Origin of the sequence: Rathayibacter sp. AY1F2, from assembly GCF_002930885.1 — a bacterium.
In the GTDB taxonomy this organism is placed as follows: domain Bacteria; phylum Actinomycetota; class Actinomycetes; order Actinomycetales; family Microbacteriaceae; genus Rathayibacter.
The window spans coordinates 158,375-175,509 of sequence record NZ_PSVG01000004.1; the positions used below are offsets into that span (position 1 = coordinate 158,375).

A 17,135-nucleotide genomic window follows, 5' to 3' on the forward strand; every position below is an offset into this window, starting at 1 on the left:
GTCAGGCGTTCCCGGACGCCGCCTCGAGGGGCCGGCGGCGGAGGAGCTGCACGAACATGGCGTCGGTGCCGTGCCGGTGCGGCCAGAGCTGCACGTGGAGGGGGCCGTCCGGCAGCGGGAGCGGGTCCGCCGTCACCGCGCGCAGCACGGCCGGCGTGTCGACGAGCTCGAGCTCGTGCCGCTCCTGCGCGAGGGAGAGCACGCGCCGGGTCTCGCCGAGGTGCGGCGAGCAGGTCACGTAGGCCAGCAGCCCGTCGGGAGCGAGAGCCCTCACCGCGGAGTCGAGCAGCTCGCCCTGGAGGGCGGCCAGCGGCTCCACGTCGGCCGCGGACTTGCGCCAGCGCGCCTCCGGCCGCCGCCGCAGCGCACCGAGACCGGTGCACGGCGCGTCGAGGAGGATGCGGTCGAACGATCCCGGCTGCTCGTCGCCCAGGTCGCGCCCGTCGCCGGTGCGCACCTCGACCGACGGATCGACGGCGGCCAGCGCCTGCCGCACCAGGCCCGCGCGGCCCGCGACCACCTCGTTGGCGAGCAGCGCCGCCCCGCCTGCGCGCGCCTCCGCCGCGAGCAGCGCCGCCTTGCCGCCGGGTCCCGCGCACAGGTCGAGCCAGCGCTCGCCCGGGCGGACCGGCCGTGCCCGGGAGAGCGCCAGAGCGGCGAGCTGGGAGCCCTCGTCCTGCACGCGCACGCGGCCCTCGTGCACCGCGGGGAAGGCCTCCGGGTCGCCGCCGGTGCTGGTCATGCCGACCGGCGAGAACCGGTCGGATTCGGCGTCGGCGATCTCGCCGGGAGACGCCAGGCCCGGCAGAGCCACCAGGTTCACCCGCGGAGCCGCGTTGTCGGCGGCGAGCAGCGCGTCGAGCTCGTCGGCCGCCCCCTCCGCCGCCAGCGCCCGTCGCAGGGCGCGCACGATCCACACGGGGTGGGAGCTCAGCGCGGCGATCCGGTCGTCCCCGGAGACCGCGGCCGCGGAGACCCGCTCGCGCCACTCGCCGGCGCTCGAGCGCGAGACTTCGCGCAGCACGGCGTTGGCGAAGGCCACCGCTCCCCGCGAGGAGCCGGCCGCGACGAGCGCGACACTCTCGTTCACCGCGGCGTGCGGGGCCACGCGGGTCGCGAGCAGCTGGTGCACGCCCAGGCGCAGCGCGTCGAGCACGGGCGCATCGATGCTCTCGACGGACCGGCCGGCCGCGAGGGCGATCACGCGGTCGTAGTAGCCGGACATCCGCAGGGTGCCGTAGCAGAGCTCGGTGGCCAGTCCCGCGTCGGCGGGCGAGAGGCCGGCGGCGCTGATCCGCGCGGGCAGGATCAGGTTGGCGTAGGCGTCCGACCCGCTCACCGCGAGCAGGACGTCGTAGGCGACCCGGCGGGCGGGAGCGGCCTCGCGACGGGCGCTCACGCGAGCACCGTGCTCTCGCGCAGGCCGCGGGCCCAGTCGGCGCCGGCCATCGGGGTCCTGCCGGCGGGCTGGACGGTGACCAGCTCGACCGCTCCGTCCGCGGTGCCGACGAGGGCGCGCCCCGCGTCGAGGCGGACGACGCCGGGAGCGAGGTCCCCCTCGGCCGCGCGGACCGCGAGCACCTTGAGGCGCGCGTCCCCCACCGCGGTCGAGGCTCCGGGCTCGGGAGTCGTTCCGCGCACGAGCGCGAGGACCCGCGCGGTCGGGAGGCTCCAGTCGATCCGGCCGTCGGCGGCGTCGAGCTTGGGAGCGGGGGTCGCCTCTCCGGTCTGCGGAGTCGCGACGGCCGTGCCCTCCTCCAGCGCGTCGACCACGCCGAGGGTGAGGCCGGCGCCGCTCGCGGCCAGCTCCGTCAGCAGCTCGCCCGCGGTGTGCTCCCCCGCGTCGACGGCGAGCTCGGCGTACACGTCACCGGCGTCGAGCTCGGCGACCAGCTGGAAGACGCTCGCGCCGATCCGCGTGTCGCCCGCCATCAGCGCCCGCTGGACGGGAGCCGCCCCGCGCCAGCGCGGCAGCAGGGAGAAGTGCAGGTTGATCCAGCCCAGGCGCGGCACCGCCAGCAGGCGCTGCCGGACGAGGCCGCCGTAGGCCACGATCACGCCGAGGTCGGGGGCGAGCTCCGCGATCCGGTCGGTCACGTCCTCGTCGAGGCGGTTCGCCCGGATCACCGGGATCCCCAGCTCCTCGGCCACGACGGCGACCGGCGAGGGGGTGAGCACGCGCTTGCGTCCCACCGGGGCGTCCTCCCGGGTGACCACGGCCACGACCTCGTGCGCGGAGGCGGCGAGGTCGCGGAGGGTCGGAACGGCGGCGGCGGGCGTGCCGGCGAAGACGAGGCGCACGGGGGTCTCCTGGGGAGTCAGAGGATGTCGGGGTCGTCGAGACGGACCCGGAGCCGGGGGGCCGGCCGGAAGCGGCCGGGCGTGGTCGGCGGGCGACGACGGCGCGTGGCGTTGCGGATCACGGCGGAGCGGAGGCGCGCGGCCACATCCGCACCGCGAGCGTAGTCGAACCGGACGATCGCCCGGACGGAGCCGTCCTCGAGCCCGACAGGACCGAGGACCTCGTGCCGGTCGTCCTCGTCGAGCGCCTCGAGCGCCTCCTCCACCGCGTGCGCGTCGCCGCTCACCGTGGCCAGGCGCACCGCGGGCGGGAAGCGCAGAGCGCGCCGCTCCTGGAGCTCGGCCCGGAGGTACTCGGCCTGCCGCCAGGTCGCCAGGGCGGTCGCGAGCCGGCCGCCGACCCCGACCAGGAGGACCGGCGCGCCCGGGCGGGCCAGCGCCGCGGCGTTCGACCAGGTGCGGAGCGCGTCGTCGGCGACCCGCAGGCTCTCGCGGGCCAGCATCCGCTCGCCGTCCAGCAGCAGGACGGCGTGGTAGCCGCCGTCGGCCCGCGGCTCCGCCCCGCGCGTGGCCACGACGAGCGCGGGCTCGTCGGGGAGGGTGAGCACGGGGCGCTGCCCGTCGGCGACGATCACCTTGGCACCCGGGAAGGCGCGTCCGAGCTCCTCCGCGGTGCGGCCCGCGCCGAGGGAGACGAGGCGCAGAGCCGTCGCCTCGCAGACGGAGCAGGTCCAGTCGGCCGCGATCAGGCCGCACCAGCCGCAGCTCGGCCGCCCGCCCTCGGAGTGCACGCCGAGCGGACCCTGGCAGCGGTTGCAGCGTGCGACGGTCCGGCAGCGGGCGCAGGCGACCACCGGCGCGTAGCCGGGGCGCGCGACCTGGACGAGCACGGGACCGGAGTCGAGGGCCTTCCGCGCCTCCCGCCAGGCGGAGGAGGGGATGCGCGCTGCCGCGTCGTGCTCGTCGGCCGCCCACTGCTGGGCGGTCGGCACGACGTGCGGGCGGCGGCTCGGCCGCGGCTCCACCTCGGTCGCGAAGCCGATCTCGGCGAGCCGCTCGACCTCGACCGTGCGCGTGTTGCCGAGCAGGACGAGGCCGGCGCCGCTCTGCTCCTGCCGCACCAGGGCGACGTCGCGGGCGTGCGCGTAGGGCGCGAGCGGTTCGGCGAAGAGCGGATCGCCGTCGTCCCAGAGCGCGATCAGGCCGAGGGCGGAGGAGGGCGCGTAGAGGACGGAGCGGTTGCCGACGACGACCCGCGGCCCGGGATCGAGGCAGCGGACGAAGGCGGAGTAGCGCTCGGCGCCCTTCTGCCGCGCATCGAGGCGCACCACCGCCTCCGCGGGGACGAGGGCGGCGAGAGCGAGCTCCAGCTGCTCCTGGTCGCGGTAGTCGGGGACGGCCAGGATCGCGTCGCGGCCCGCGGCGAGCGTGTCCCGGGCGAGCTCGGCGAGCGTGACGGCCCAGCCGCCGACCCACGCGCCCGAGTCGAGCCTCACCGGAGCCGGCACGGCGCCGACCGCCAGCCGGGCCCCCTCGGCGAGTCCCGCGAAGGAGGCGTCGGGGTAGCCCGTCACGCCGCCCGCCTCGACCGCGGGCGCCGCAGGAGCGGGACCCGCGGCGAGTCGCGCCTTCTCGACGCGGACGTGGCGGCGCGGCACGGCCAGGCGCAGCACGTCGCTCGCGCCTCCGGAGGCGCGGTCGGCCACCCGGCGGGCGAGGGCCCAGACCTCCGGGGTCAGCACGACGAGCGGCGAGACCAGCTCCTCGATGCCGCTGAGCGCTCCAGCGTGCTCGGTCCCCTCCCCCGTCTCGACGACGAACGCGTCGGCGATCCGGCCTCCGGTCCGCAACGGCACCCGCACGCGCACGCCGGGGACCACCTCGCCGCGCAGCGCCTCCGGCACCGCGTAGTCCAGGAGCCGGTCGAGCTGCGGGAGGGGCGAGTCCAGGAGCACGCGCGCGACGGCTCCGCTCGTCGCCATCGCCGCCGCGCCCGCTACGAGAGGCCCGCGGCGGAGCGCAGGTCGTCGACCCGGTCGAGGCGCTCCCAGGTGAAGTCGGGGAGCTCCCGGCCGAAGTGGCCGTAAGCCGCGGTCTGCGCGTAGATCGGGCGGAGCAGGTCGAGTGCGTGGATGATCGCGGCCGGGCGCAGGTCGAAGACCGAGCGGATCGCCTCGGTGATCGTCTCGTCGGAGACGGTGCCGGTGCCGAAGGTCTCGACGTAGAGGCCGACCGGGGCCGCCTTGCCGATGGCGTAGGCGACCTGCACCTCCAGCCGCGAGGCGAGCCCCGCGGCGACCGCGTTCTTGGCGACCCACCGCATGGCGTAGGCGGCCGAGCGGTCCACCTTCGACGGGTCCTTGCCCGAGAACGCGCCGCCGCCGTGGCGGGACGCTCCGCCGTAGGTGTCGACGATGATCTTGCGGCCGGTGAGCCCGGCGTCGCCCTGAGGGCCGCCGATCTCGAAGCGGCCCGTCGGGTTGATCAGCAGGCGCACGGCGGAGGAGTCGAGGTCGACCGTCTCGAGGACGGGGCGGATGACGTGCGCCGCGATGTCCGCGTGGATCGTCTCGGTGCTGACGTGCTCTGCGTGCTGGGTGGACAGGACGACGGTGTCGATGGTGGACGGCGTCGTGCCGTCGTAGCCGATGGTGACCTGGGTCTTGCCGTCGGGTCGGAGGTAGTCGAGCTCGCCCGACTTGCGGACGGCGGCCAGGCGCTCGGCGAGGCGGTGCGAGAGCCAGCTCGGCAGCGGCATGTACTCGGGGGTCTCGTCGGTCGCGAAGCCGAACATCAGGCCCTGGTCGCCCGCGCCCTGGCGGTCGAAGGCGTCCTCGCCCGCCTCGGAGGAGCGGACCTCGAGCGCCGTGTCGACGCCCGCCGCGATCTCGGGCGACTGCTGGCCGATCGAGACCGAGACGCCGCAGGAGCGGCCGTCGAAGCCCTTCTCCGAGGAGTCGTAGCCGATCTCGACGATCGTGTCGCGCACGATCTTGGGGATCTCGACGTAGCCGCTCGTGGAGACCTCGCCCGCGACATGCACGAGCCCCGTCGTGACCAGCGTCTCGACGGCGACCCGGCTGTGCGGGTCCTCGCGGAGCAGGGCGTCGAGGATCCGGTCCGAGATCTGGTCGCAGATCTTGTCCGGGTGGCCCTCGGTGACGGACTCGGAGGTGAACAGGCGGAGGGGACCGGAGGTCATGCTTCTCTTCTCGTCCCGGCTCGTGCGGACCGGGGTCGTTCGTACCGGGAGTGGCCTGGCGGGCGCGATGCCGGGCGGCAGGCGATCGGCGCCTGGGCGGGCGGACCGGCGGGGCTAGCGCACGACCGCGTCGAGGACGCGATCGGCCACCTCCGCCTTGCTGCCCGAGGCCTCGCCAACTATATCGCCGGCCCGATCGAGGACCACGACGGCGTTGCTGTCGCTCTGGAAACCCTCGGCCCAGCCCACCCTGTTGAGGACGAGCAGGTCGCAGCCCTTCCGGGCGATCTTGGCGCGGCCGAGGGCGAGCATCGCGTCCCGGTCCGGCTCGGTCTCCGCGGCGAAGCCGACGACGATCTGCCCCTCCCGCCGGGAGGCGGAGATCTCGGCGAGGACGTCCGGGTTCTTGACGAGCTCGAGGACGAGACGGTCGCCCTGCTGCTCCTTCTTGATCTTCGCGTCGGCGACCGCGGCGGGCCGGTAGTCGGCGACGGCCGCGGCCATGATCACGACGTCCGCGCCGGGGGCCGCGGCGAGGGCGGCCTCGCGCAGCTCGAGCGCGGTGCCCACCGGGAGGACCGTGACGCCCTCCGGCGCCGGCACGTCGAGGTTCGCGGCGAGGAGGGTGACCTCCGCGCCCCGGGCCGCAGCGGCCAGCGCGAGCGCGACGCCCTGCCTGCCGCTGGAGCGGTTGCCGACGAAGCGCACCGGGTCGAGGGGCTCGCGGGTGCCGCCGGCGGTCACGAGGACGCGCACGCCCGCGAGGTCGCGGCGGGCGGAGGCGGAGCGGGCGTGGACGGCGAGGGCCTCCGCCACGATCGTCTCGGGCTCCTCCATGCGGCCGGGGCCCGAGTCGGCGCCGGTGAGGCGGCCGACCGCGGGGCCGACGACGTGCACGCCGCGGGAGCGGAGCACCGCCGTGTTCGCGACGGTGGCGGCGTTCGCCCACATCTCGGTGTGCATCGCGGGGGCGACCACGAGCGGGGCGGTGCTCGCGAGCACCGTGTTGCCGAGCAGGTCGTCGGCGAGGCCGGCAGCGAGTTTGGCGAGCGTGTGCGCCGTCGCGGGCGCGATCACGATGAGGTCGGCGGCCTGGCCGATGGCCACGTGCCGGACCTCGGCGACGCCCTCGTAGAGCTCGGTGTGCACCGGGTTCCGCGAGATGGCCTCGAGGGTGGGCTTCCCGACGAAGCGCAGCGCGGCCTCGGTCGCGACGACGTGCACGTCGTGCTCCGCGAGGACCAGCGCGCGGACGACTCCGACGGCCTTGTACGCGGCGATGCCGCCGGTGATGCCGACGACGACGTTGAGCCGTCGGCCGGCCTCGAGAGAGGAGCCCACCCGGAGGGGACTACTCGGCGAGGGGCTTGGCGACGAGCTTGTCCTCGTTGATCTCGTGCAGTGCGACCGAGAGGGGCTTGTCGTCGATGGTGGAGTCGACCAGCGGGCCGACGTTGTCGAACAGGCTGCCCTCGTGGAGGTCGGCGTAGTAGTCGTTGATCTGGCGGGCGCGCTTGGAGGCGAAGATCACCAGCGCGTACTTGGAGTCGACCTTCGAGAGGAGCTCGTCGATGGGCGGGTCGATGATGCCGAGGTTGTTGGCCATGGGTGTCTCCTTGCAGGCGCATCAGCGCCGATCTGCGGCTCCGGAGCAACACGGCGCGCGGGCTCCGAGGGGCGTGTGCCCGGTGGGACCCGGGGCGTCGGCCCGGAGGTGGTCGGTGGCCCGGTGTCAGCGGCCCGGGTCAGCGGGCGCGCCGTCGGCACGAGGCGACATCAATTCTACGACCTCGCGGGCCGCTTCGGGCACGGTGCTGTTGACGACGGCGAAATCGAACTCGTCCTGCGCGGCCAGCTCCACCTTCGCGGTGGCCAGACGGCGCTCCTGCTCCTCCGCGCTCTCGGTGCCGCGGCCGACCAGCCGGCGGACCAGCTCGTCCCAGCTCGGCGGCAGGAGGAAGACCAGCCGCGCGTCCGGCATCCGCTCGCGCACCTGGCGGGCACCCTGGATGTCGATCTCGAGCATCACCTGCCGGCCCTGCTCCAGCGCGGCGTCGATGGGGCCGCGGGGCGTGCCGTAGCGGTGAGCGTTGTGGACGACGGCGTACTCGAGGAACTCCCCCGCCGCGACCATCCGGTCGAACTCGGCGTCGTCGACGAAGTAGTAGCTGACGCCGTCCACCTCGCCCGGACGCGGGGCCCGGGTGGTGGCCGAGACCGAGAGCAGGACGTCCGGGTAGTTCTCGCGGATGTAGGTCGACACGGTGCCCTTGCCGACCGCGGTCGGACCGGCGAGGACGAGCAGGCGGTTGCGGCCGGGGCGGCGCTGCCGCGACTCCCGCTCCTCGAGGAACGACGCCAGGCCCTCGACCTGGCGCCGGCCGAGCCCGCCGAGGCGCTTCGACTCGGCGATCCGCAGCTGGTCCATCACCCGGGGCGTCTTCACCACGCCGAGTGCGGGCACGGCGCGGAGCAGCTCGCTGACGCGCATCCGCCCCTCGACTCCGAGCGGCTCGGCCTGGGCCGCCGCGAGCACGGCGGTCGCGGGGCGGCGTCCGGCGGCGACGGCCTTCTTGACGGCGGCGCGGGCACGGCGCGCCGCGATCGCGGCCTCGGAGGCGGCGCGCCGGTCGACCTCGGGCGGCGAGGGACGGCGCACGGCCTCCGGGCGCGAGGAGGCGCCGGGATCGGGGCTGACGGTTTCAGCGGACAAGGGTCTCCTGGATGTCGGTCGCGCGGCGGGTGATCTCGGCCGCGATCCCCGAGGGGCCGGCGCCGAGCACGCTGCGCGACTCGCTGACGATGGTGGCGGCGCTCAGCGCGCCGAACAGCCGCTGCGCGTCCGCGACGGCTGCGCCCTGGTGGCCGAAGCCGGGCGCGAGCACCGGAAGTGCGGGGTGCAGCGGCTCGTCGATGCCGATGCCGAAGTCGCCCAGGGCGACAGTGGCGCCGAGCACCACGCCGACCGAGCCGATCGAGCCGATCGACGCGCGAGCGTGAGCGTCGTTCCAGGATGCCACGTCCGCCACGACCGCGCGTGCCACGGTGGATCCCGCCCGGCCGCCGTCCTGCACGAGGGCGCGCTGCACGGGGCGGGCCTCGGGGTTGGAGGTGGCTGCGAGGACGAACACGCCCTTGCCCGCCTCCTCGGCGAGGGTCAGCATCCCCTCGAGGGAGCCGAGCCCCTGGTAGGCCGCCGCGGTCATGGCGTCCGCCTCGAGCGGCGAGCCGGGCCGGAGCCACGCCTCGGCGTAGGCGGTGACGCTCGTGCCGATGTCGCCGCGCTTGACGTCGGCGATCACCAGCAGTCCGGCCTCGCGGGCGTCGGCGAGCACGCGCTCGAGCGCGGCGTAGCCCGCCGAGCCGTGCCGCTCGAAGAACGCGATCTGCGGCTTCACCACGCCCGCACGGCCGGCCGCCGCCTCGACGACCGTTCGGCCGAAGCTCTCGAGCCCGGCCGCGTCGTCGGCGAGGCCCCACGCGTCGAGCAGGTACGCGTGCGGGTCGATCCCGACGCAGAGCCGGCCGTGCGCGGCGAACGCCGCCTCGAGGCGCGAGCCGAAGGAGGCGGTGCCCGCCGCGCCGCCGCTCACGCGGTGCGCTCCGCGCGGCGCAGGGCGTAGTCCTGCAGGCTCGTCACCTCGAAGGGCTCGTTCGCCGCGTCGAGCGAGGCGACCGCCGCCGCGAGCTGGGCGATCGTGGTGAACAGCGGCTTGTCCGCGGCGACCGCAGCGGCGCGGATCTCGTAGCCGTCGGCGCGGGTCGCTCCTCCGCTGGGCGTGTTGATCACCACGTCGACCTCGTCGCGGGCGATCAGCTCGACGATGGAGGGCGCGTCGCCCTCGGCGGTCTCGCTGTACTTGCGGACCACGCGGGCCTGGATCCCGTTGCGGTTCAGCACCTCGGCCGTGCCCTCGGTCGCGAGGATGTCGAAGCCGAGCTGACGCAGGCGCAGCGCGGGCAGGACGATCGAGCGCTTGTCGCGGTCGGCGACCGAGATGAAGACGGTCCCGCTCGCCGGCATGCCGCCGTACGCGGCGTCCTGGCTCTTCGCGAAGGCGCGCGGGAAGTCGCGGTCGATCCCCATGACCTCGCCAGTGGAGCGCATCTCGGGCCCGAGCAGCGAGTCGACGATCTGGCCCTCCTTGGTGCGGAAGCGCTTGAACGGCAGGACCGCCTCCTTCACCGCGATGGGAGAGTCCATCGGGACGTCGGAGCCGTCGCGCTCGGGCAGCAGGCCCTCGGCCTTCAGCGCGGCGATGGTCTCGCCCACCATCAGGCGCGACGCGGCCTTCGCGAGCGGGATGCCCAGCGCCTTCGACACGAACGGCACGGTGCGCGAGGCCCGGGGGTTCGCCTCGAGCACGTAGAGCACGCCCTGGCCGATCGCGAACTGGACGTTCAGCAGTCCTCGGACGCCGACGCCCTGCGCGATCGCGAGGGTCGCCTCCCGCACCTGGTCGATCTGGCGGCGGCCGAGCGTCACCGGCGGGAGCGTGCACGCCGAGTCGCCGGAGTGGATGCCGGCCTCCTCGATGTGCTCCATCACTCCTCCGATGTAGAGCTGCTCGCCGTCGAAGAGCGCGTCGACGTCGATCTCGATCGCGTCGTCGAGGAAGCGGTCCACCAGCAGCGGGTGCGCCTCGTCGATGATCCCCTCGCCGGCCATCCGCTCGAAGTAGTCCTCGAGCTGGGGCGTGCCGTAGACGATCTCCATGCCGCGCCCGCCGAGGACGAACGACGGACGGACGAGGACCGGGTAGCCGATCTCCACCGCGACCTCGCGGGCGCCGTCGAGGTCGGTCGCGGTGCCGTTGCGCGGAGCGAGAAGTCCCGCCTCGTCGAGGATCCGCGAGAACGCGCCGCGCTCCTCCGCGAGGTCGATGTTCGCGGGGGTGGTGCCGAGGATGGGCACGCCGGCCGCCTCGAGGCCCGCGGCGAGCCCGAGCGCCGTCTGGCCGCCCAGCTGCACGACGACGCCGACGAGCTCGCCGGACTGCGACTCCGCGTGGATGACCTCGAGCACGTCCTCGAGAGTCAGCGGCTCGAAGTAGAGGCGGTCCGAGGTGTCGTAGTCGGTCGAGACCGTCTCGGGGTTGCAGTTGATCATGATCGTCTCGAAGCCCGCGTCCGAGAGCGCGAACGAGGCGTGCACGCAGGAGTAGTCGAACTCGACCCCCTGGCCGATGCGGTTGGGGCCGGAGCCCAGGATGACGACCTTGCGGCGGTCGGCGGCGACGACCTCCGTCTCCTCGTCGTACGAGGAGTAGTGGTACGGCGTGAGCGCCGGGAACTCGCCCGCGCAGGTGTCGACGGTCTTGTAGACCGGGCGCACGTCCAGCGCGTAGCGGGTGCGGCGGACCTCCGCCTCGTCGAGCCCGCGGAGCTCGGCGATCTGCGCGTCCGAGAAGCCGTGGTCCTTCGCCAGGCGGAGGAGTCCGGCGTCGAGGCCGTCGTGCTCGCGCACCAGGTCGGCGATCTCGTTGATCAGCACGATCTGGTCGAGGAACCAGGGGTCGATCTTCGTGGACTCGAACGCCTGCTCGACCGTGGCTCCCAGGCGCAGCGCCTGCTGCACGGTGACGATGCGGCCGTCGGTCGGGGTCCTCGCGATCTCGAGGAGCTCCTCGACCGAGCGCTCCTGCGCGCCCCAGTGGAACGACGAGCCGCGCTTCTCGAGCGAGCGGAGCGCCTTCTGCAGCGCCTGCGCGTAGTTGCGGCCGATCGCCATCGCCTCGCCCACCGACTTCATGGTCGTGGTCAGCGTCTTGTCGGCGGCCGGGAACTTCTCGAACGCGAACCGCGGGACCTTCACGACCACGTAGTCCAGCGTCGGCTCGAAGCTCGCCGGCGTCACCTTGGTGATGTCGTTCGGGATCTCGTCCAGGCGGTAGCCGATGGCGAGCTTCGCGGCGATCTTGGCGATCGGGAAGCCGGTCGCCTTGGAGGCGAGGGCGGAGGAGCGGGAGACGCGCGGGTTCATCTCGATCACGATGATCCGGCCGTCCGCCGGGTCGATCGCGAACTGGATGTTGCAGCCGCCGGTGTCCACGCCCACGTCGCGGATGATCCGGATGCCGATGTCGCGCAGCTTCTGGTACTCGCGGTCGGTGAGGGTCAGCGCCGGTGCGACGGTGATCGAGTCGCCCGTGTGCACGCCGACGGGGTCGACGTTCTCGATCGAGCAGACGACGACCGTGTTGTCGGCCGTGTCGCGCATCAGCTCGAGCTCGTACTCCTTCCAGCCGAGGATCGACTCCTCCAGGAGCACCTCGGTGGTGGGGCTCTGGTGCAGGCCGTCGCCGACCATCCGCACCAGCTCCTCGCGGGTGTAGGCGAAGCCGGAGCCCAGGCCGCCCATGGTGAACGACGGGCGGATGACGAGGGGATAGCCCAGGTCCTCGGCGTACTCGATCGCCTCGTCGACGGTGTGCGCGATGTAGGACTTCGCGACGTCGGCGCCCGCGTCCAGCACCAGCTGCTTGAAGATCTGCCGGTCCTCGCCGCGGTTGATCGCCTCGAAGCTCGCGCCGATGAGCTCGACGCCGTACTTCTCGAGGATCCCGAGGTCGTGCAGCTGGATGGCCGCGTTCAGTGCCGTCTGCCCGCCGAGGGTCGGCAGGATCGCGTCCGGCTTCTCCTTGGCGATGATCGCCTCGATCGCCTTGGGCGTGATCGGCTCCACGTAGGTGGCGTCGGCGAAGTCGGGATCGGTCATGATCGTCGCCGGGTTGGAGTTGACGAGGATCACGCGCACCCCCTCGGCGCGCAGCACGCGGCAGGCCTGGGTGCCGGAGTAGTCGAACTCGACGGCCTGTCCGATGACGATCGGGCCGGAGCCGATGACCAGGACGCTCTGGATGTCTTCCCTGCGCGGCATTACTTCTGCTCTCCGATGCTGCTGGTCGTGGGGATGTCGGTGGGCTCCGAGGCCCCGCGCCCGGCCGTGCGCTGCACGACCATCTCGCGGAAGCGGTCGAAGAGGTGGTTGGAGTCGTGCGGGCCGGCCGCCGCCTCCGGGTGGTACTGCACCGAGAAGGCGGGGATGTCGAGGCAGCGCAGGCCCTCCACGACCGAGTCGTTGAGGGAGTAGTGGCTGACCTCGACGCGGCCGAAGCCCTCGGGCGAGTCCAGCTCGCCCTCGATCGGCGCGTCCACGGCGAACCCGTGGTTCTGCGAGGTGATCTCCACGCGGCCGGTGAGCTTGTCGAGCACGGGCTGGTTGATCCCGCGGTGGCCGAACGGGAGCTTGTAGGTGCCGAAGCCGAGAGCGCGCCCCAGCAGCTGGTTGCCGAAGCAGATGCCGAAGAACGGCAGGTCGGCGCGCAGGGTGGTGCGCAGCAGCTCGACGTGGCGGTCCGAGGCCTCGGGGTCGCCGGGGCCGTTGGAGAAGAAGAGCGCGGACGGGTCGAGCGCGAGCACCTGCTCGGCGGTCACCGACTCGGGCAGCACGTGGACGTCGAAGCCGCGCTCCGCGAGGTAGTTGACCGTCGAGGTCTTCACCCCCAGGTCGATGACCGCGACCGAGCCGACGCGCTCGCCGCGGGCGGGCACCGTGTACTGCTCGTCGGTCGAGACCGAGGAGGAGAGGTTGAGCCCCTGCATCTGCCGGCCGCCGAGGACCAGCGCGAGCTGCTCCTCCTCGGGGAGGGCGAGGTCCTCGCCGGAGAACACGCCGGCGCGCATCGAGCCGGCCGAGCGGATGTGGCGGGTGATCGCCCGGGTGTCGACGCCGGAGATCCCGACGATGCCGTCGGTCTCCAGGTCGTCGCCGAGGGAGCGCTGCGCGCGGAAGTTGGAGACGACGCGGGAGGGGTCGCGGACGACGTAGCCGGCGACCCAGATGCGGCGCGACTCCATGTCCTCGTCGTTGGTCCCGGTGTTGCCGATGTGGGGCGCGGTCTGCACGACGATCTGGCCGGCGTAGCTCGGGTCGGTCAGCGTCTCCTGGTAGCCGGTCATGCCGGTGGCGAAGACGATCTCGCCCAGGGTGCGGCCTCGGGCGCCGTAGGCCTGTCCCCGGAATCGTCGTCCGTCCTCGAGGACGAGGACGGCGGTGGGTTCGGTGCTGAGGCGTGTCGTTGGCACGGACTAGGAGCCCTTCTGGGTCGTGTCGGGGCCGCCGTCGGCGGCTCCGGGGTGGGAGGGGGAGGAACGGGGGCCGGCGAGGCGCTGCAGCTCGGCGACCAGGTGCGCCCGGAGGGCGGGCTCGGCCACGCGGAGGTAGCTGTCGACGGTCTCGTCGCCGCGGGGCGACCAGGAGATCACGAGCAGGCCGCCCTCCTCGACGACGCGGTCGATCACGTAGCTGCCCTGGCCCGCTCCGCGCAGGAGGGAGGCCGGGATCACCGTCTCGCGCTCGCCGACGGGGGCGATCACGACGCCGCGCTCGTGGAGGCGCAGCACAGCGTTGCCGCGGAAGCCGAGCCCCGGCAGCACGACGCGCTCGAGCGGCTGCTCGAAGCGGGTCGTGGCCACGTACGGGAGGTCGACGCGCTCGACCTCGGCGCCCAGCGAGGACGCGGGCACGGGCTCCGGCGCGAGGGCGGCCGAGCGGCGGCGCCGCGCGCGCCAGGAGAGCAGCATGCCGACGAAGACGAGGACGACGACCGCGGCGATGACGATCGTGATCGCGGCCCTATCCACGGGAGGCCTTCGCGGAGGCGGCGACGACCGCCGCGTCGACGAGCTCGCCGTCCAGCACGGTCGGGAAGCCCCGGTGGAGGGTGGCGACGACGCGGCCCGGCAGCTCGCGACCGAGGTACGGGGAGTTGCCGCTGCGGCCGCGCAGGTCCTCGACGGAGAAGCGGCGTCGCGCCTCCGGGTCGTAGAGCACGACGTTCGCGGCGGCCCCGACGGCGAGGCCGCGGTCGTAGCCGTCGAGCCGGCCGATGCGGGCGGGGGCGGAGGAGAGCACGCGCGCGACGTCGGACCAGCTCATCCGCCCGTCCTCGACGACGGCGGCGTGCACCACGCTCAGCGCGCTCTCGAGGCCGACCATGCCGAACGCCGCGGCGTCCCACTCGCAGTCCTTCGCCTCGACCGGGTGCGGCGCGTGGTCGGTGGCGACGATGTCGATGGTGCCGTCGGCGAGGGCCTCGCGGAGGGCGAGCACGTCCTCGTCGCGGCGCAGCGGCGGGTTCACCTTGAAGCGGGCGTCGTAGCTCGGCCCGTCCTGGCCGGCGACGGCCTGCTCGGTGAGGAGCAGGTGGTGGGGGGTGACCTCGGCGGTCACGTCGATCCCCCGGGCCTTCGCCCAGCGGATGACGTCGACCGAGCCCGCGGTCGAGACGTGGCAGACGTGCAGGCGGGAGCCCACGTGCTCGGCGAGGAGCACGTCGCGGGCGATGATCGCCTCCTCGGCCACGGCGGGCCAGCCCTGCAGGCCGAGGGCGCTGGAGACGGCGCCCTCGTTCATCTGCGCGCCGACGGTGAGCCGCGGCTCCTGCGCGTGCTGGGCGACGACTCCGTCGAACGCCTTGACGTACTCGAGAGCGCGGCGCATCAGCAGCGCGTCCGAGACGCACTTCCCGTCGTCCGAGAAGACCCGCACGGCCGCGCGGCTGCGGGCCATCGCGCCGAGCTCGGCGAGCGACTCCCCCGCCAGACCCACGGTCACCGCGCCGATCGGGCGGACCGTCGCGTAGCCGGCGTCCTCGCCCAGGCTCTGCACCTGCTCGACCACGCCCGCGGTGTCCTGCACCGGCGAGGTGTTCGCCATCGCGAAGACGGCGGTGAAGCCTCCGGCGGCCGCAGCTCGCGTGCCGGTGAGGATCGTCTCGCTCTGCTCGAACCCCGGCTCGCGCAGGTGCGTGTGCAGGTCGACCAGGCCGGGCAGCGCCAGCAGGCCGTCGGCGTCGATCACGCGGGCCCCGCGCGAGTCGAGGTCGGCGCCGATCTCGACGATCACGCCCCCATCGATCAGCAGGTCGGCGGTCGACTCGTCGGCGAGCGTCGCTCCCGAGATCAGGATCCGCTCCGGCGCCGTGCTCTGAAGCGGCTGGGCAGTGCTCATCAGTGGACCTCCCGTTCGCCGGACAGCAGCAGGTAGAGCGCGGCCATCCGGACGGACACTCCGTTCGTGACCTGTTCGAGCACCGTGGAGCGGCTCGAATCGGCGGCCGCCGAGGAGATCTCGACGCCCCTGTTCATGGGTCCGGGGTGCATGACGATGGTATCGGGACCCAGCCGGGCGAGCCGCTCGTCGTCGAGGCCCCAGATCCGCGCGTACTCCCGGCCGTTGGGGAAGAACCCGCTCGACATCCGCTCGAGCTGGATGCGCAGGAGCATCACGACGTCGGGGAGCCCGGTGTCGATCGCCTCGTCCAGATCGAAGCGGATGGTCGCGGGCCAGTCGCGCGTGTCGACCGGCACGAGGGTCGGCGGTGCGACCAGGGTCACCTCGGCGCCCAGCGCCGTCAGCAGCCAGACGTTCGAGCGCGCCACCCGCGAGTGCAGGACGTCGCCCACGATCGTGACCGCGACGCCGTCGAGGCTCTTGCCGCGGGACGCGGAGGCGCCGTGCAGGCGCCGGCGGATGGTGAACGCGTCCAGGAGCGCCTGGGTCGGGTGCTCGTGGGTCCCGTCACCGGCGTTGAGGATCGACGCGTCGATCCAGCCGCTCGCCGCCAGAACTGCGGGGGCTCCGGAGGCGCTGTGGCGGATGACCACGCCGTCGGCGCCCATCGCGGCGAGCGTCTGCGCGGTGTCCTTCAGGCTCTCGCCCTTGGAGACGCTGGAGCCCTTCGCGCTGAAGTTGATGACGTCGGCCGAGAGCCGCTTCGCCGCCGCCTCGAACGAGATCCGCGTGCGGGTGGAGTCCTCGAAGAAGAGATTGACCACGGTCTTCCCGCGCAGGGTCGGCAGCTTCTTGACCTCGCGGTTCTGCACGTCCGCCATGTCCTCGGCGATGTCGAGGAGTGCGATCGCGCTCGCGCGGTCGAGGTCCCGGGTCGAGAGCAGGTGCTTCACGGAGCCGTCTCCTCGCCGGTGGCCTGCGACTCGATCGCGACCAGGTCCTCACCGTCCGTCTCGACGAGCCGGACGTTGATCCGCTCGCTCAGGCTACTCGGCAGGTTCTTGCCGACGAAGTCCGCCCGGATCGGGAGCTCGCGGTGTCCGCGGTCGACCAGCGCGGCCAGCCGCACGGCTCGCGGACGGCCGATGTCGCTGAGGGCGTCCAGGGCGGCGCGGATGGTGCGGCCCGAGAAGAGGACGTCGTCGACGAGGACCACGGTCCGGCCGTCGATGCTCGCGGGGACGGCGGTGCGCGCGGGGGTGCGGACCGGGTGCCGGGAGAGGTCGTCGCGGTACATGGTCACGTCGAGGGAGCCGGCGAAGACGGGGGGACCGTCCGGCTCGATCCGCGCGATCGTCTCGGCGATGCGCCTCGCGAGGGCGACGCCGCGCGTCGGGATGCCGAGGACGACCAGCGACTCGGGGCCGCGGTTCGACTCGAGGATCTCGTGGGCGATGCGCGTGAGCGCTCGCGTGATGTCAGCGCCGTTGAGCACGATTCGTGCCGTCACACCGACCTCCTTCCCCGCCTCACAGGACGGCTGTTAAAGGAAAAGCCGTGTCGAGTATAGGGGCCGTCACGCGGCCCGCCGGACGGGCAGCCCGGGAACGACTT

General features: G+C 73.7%; 14 protein-coding genes. All 14 read right to left on the minus strand.

Features of this window, described 5'->3' with window-relative positions; genetic code table 11:
• Position 1 precedes the first annotated feature (1 nt).
• The 14 genes from C5C54_RS05095 to pyrR all read right to left on the minus strand — a co-directional run bounded on the left by C5C54_RS05095 (position 2) and on the right by pyrR (position 17,031).
• A complete protein-coding gene (locus C5C54_RS05095) occupies positions 2 to 1,399 on the minus strand; it encodes an RsmB/NOP family class I SAM-dependent RNA methyltransferase (protein ID WP_258063228.1) in 1,398 nt (465 codons plus the stop codon).
• Positions 1,396 to 2,301, minus strand: a complete 906-nt coding sequence (fmt, locus tag C5C54_RS17880) for a methionyl-tRNA formyltransferase (RefSeq protein WP_181127849.1) — start codon at positions 2,299 to 2,301, stop codon at positions 1,396 to 1,398. Before fmt ends, C5C54_RS05095 begins: the two co-directional genes overlap by 4 nt.
• A 17-nt stretch (positions 2,302 to 2,318) precedes the next feature.
• Positions 2,319 to 4,283, minus strand: coding sequence for a hypothetical protein (locus C5C54_RS05105; RefSeq protein ID WP_104287922.1), 1,965 nt, complete (start codon positions 4,281 to 4,283; stop codon positions 2,319 to 2,321).
• Positions 4,284 to 4,297: 14 nt separating this feature from the next.
• Entirely contained in the window at positions 4,298 to 5,503 is a 1,206-nt protein-coding gene (gene metK, locus C5C54_RS05110; RefSeq protein ID WP_104221839.1) for a methionine adenosyltransferase, read from the minus strand.
• A gap of 114 nt (positions 5,504 to 5,617) precedes the next feature.
• Entirely contained in the window at positions 5,618 to 6,844 is a 1,227-nt protein-coding gene (gene coaBC, locus C5C54_RS05115) for a bifunctional phosphopantothenoylcysteine decarboxylase/phosphopantothenate--cysteine ligase CoaBC (RefSeq protein WP_104237507.1), read from the minus strand.
• A 10-nt stretch (positions 6,845 to 6,854) separates the two neighbouring features.
• Positions 6,855 to 7,109, minus strand: a complete 255-nt coding sequence (gene rpoZ, locus C5C54_RS05120; protein ID WP_104221835.1) for a DNA-directed RNA polymerase subunit omega — start codon at positions 7,107 to 7,109, stop codon at positions 6,855 to 6,857.
• A 126-nt stretch (positions 7,110 to 7,235) separates the two neighbouring features.
• Positions 7,236 to 8,162 carry a guanylate kinase gene (gmk, locus tag C5C54_RS05125; protein ID WP_104354723.1) on the minus strand — a complete coding sequence of 309 codons (927 nt, stop codon included), beginning with the start codon at positions 8,160 to 8,162 and terminating at the stop codon, positions 7,236 to 7,238.
• A gap of 43 nt (positions 8,163 to 8,205) precedes the next feature.
• Entirely contained in the window at positions 8,206 to 9,096 is an 891-nt protein-coding gene (pyrF, locus tag C5C54_RS05130) for an orotidine-5'-phosphate decarboxylase (RefSeq protein WP_104287923.1), read from the minus strand.
• Positions 9,093 to 12,383: a carbamoyl-phosphate synthase large subunit gene (gene carB, locus C5C54_RS05135; RefSeq protein ID WP_104221829.1), complete on the minus strand. Its 3,291-nt coding sequence runs from the start codon at positions 12,381 to 12,383 to the stop codon at positions 9,093 to 9,095. Before carB ends, pyrF begins: the two co-directional genes overlap by 4 nt.
• Positions 12,383 to 13,591 carry a glutamine-hydrolyzing carbamoyl-phosphate synthase small subunit gene (gene carA / locus C5C54_RS05140; protein ID WP_104225321.1) on the minus strand — a complete coding sequence of 403 codons (1,209 nt, stop codon included), beginning with the start codon at positions 13,589 to 13,591 and terminating at the stop codon, positions 12,383 to 12,385. The genes carB and carA overlap by 1 nt, the downstream gene beginning before the upstream one ends.
• A gap of 3 nt (positions 13,592 to 13,594) precedes the next feature.
• The gene (locus tag C5C54_RS05145) at positions 13,595 to 14,149 is read right to left on the minus strand and encodes a hypothetical protein (RefSeq protein WP_104255383.1); all 555 of its coding nucleotides are present in this window, start codon (positions 14,147 to 14,149) and stop codon (positions 13,595 to 13,597) included.
• The gene (locus C5C54_RS05150) at positions 14,142 to 15,518 is read right to left on the minus strand and encodes a dihydroorotase (RefSeq protein ID WP_104224748.1); all 1,377 of its coding nucleotides are present in this window, start codon (positions 15,516 to 15,518) and stop codon (positions 14,142 to 14,144) included. Before C5C54_RS05150 ends, C5C54_RS05145 begins: the two co-directional genes overlap by 8 nt.
• Positions 15,518 to 16,474, minus strand: coding sequence for an aspartate carbamoyltransferase catalytic subunit (locus tag C5C54_RS05155; protein WP_104224749.1), 957 nt, complete (start codon positions 16,472 to 16,474; stop codon positions 15,518 to 15,520). The genes C5C54_RS05150 and C5C54_RS05155 overlap by 1 nt, the downstream gene beginning before the upstream one ends.
• Positions 16,471 to 17,031: a bifunctional pyr operon transcriptional regulator/uracil phosphoribosyltransferase PyrR gene (gene pyrR / locus C5C54_RS05160; RefSeq protein ID WP_104224750.1), complete on the minus strand. Its 561-nt coding sequence runs from the start codon at positions 17,029 to 17,031 to the stop codon at positions 16,471 to 16,473. The genes C5C54_RS05155 and pyrR overlap by 4 nt, the downstream gene beginning before the upstream one ends.
• Between the last annotated feature and the right edge of the window lie 104 nt (positions 17,032 to 17,135).

Coding starts and splice junctions, on each gene's coding strand:
- rpoZ (WP_104221835.1), bottom strand. CDS start 7,109: ATGGCCAACAACCTCGGCATCATCGACCCGCCCATCGACGAGCTCCTC.
- carB (WP_104221829.1), bottom strand. CDS start 12,383: ATGCCGCGCAGGGAAGACATCCAGAGCGTCCTGGTCATCGGCTCCGGC.
- metK (WP_104221839.1), bottom strand. CDS start 5,503: ATGACCTCCGGTCCCCTCCGCCTGTTCACCTCCGAGTCCGTCACCGAG.
- C5C54_RS05105 (WP_104287922.1), bottom strand. CDS start 4,283: ATGGCGACGAGCGGAGCCGTCGCGCGCGTGCTCCTGGACTCGCCCCTC.
- C5C54_RS05150 (WP_104224748.1), bottom strand. CDS start 15,518: ATGAGCACTGCCCAGCCGCTTCAGAGCACGGCGCCGGAGCGGATCCTG.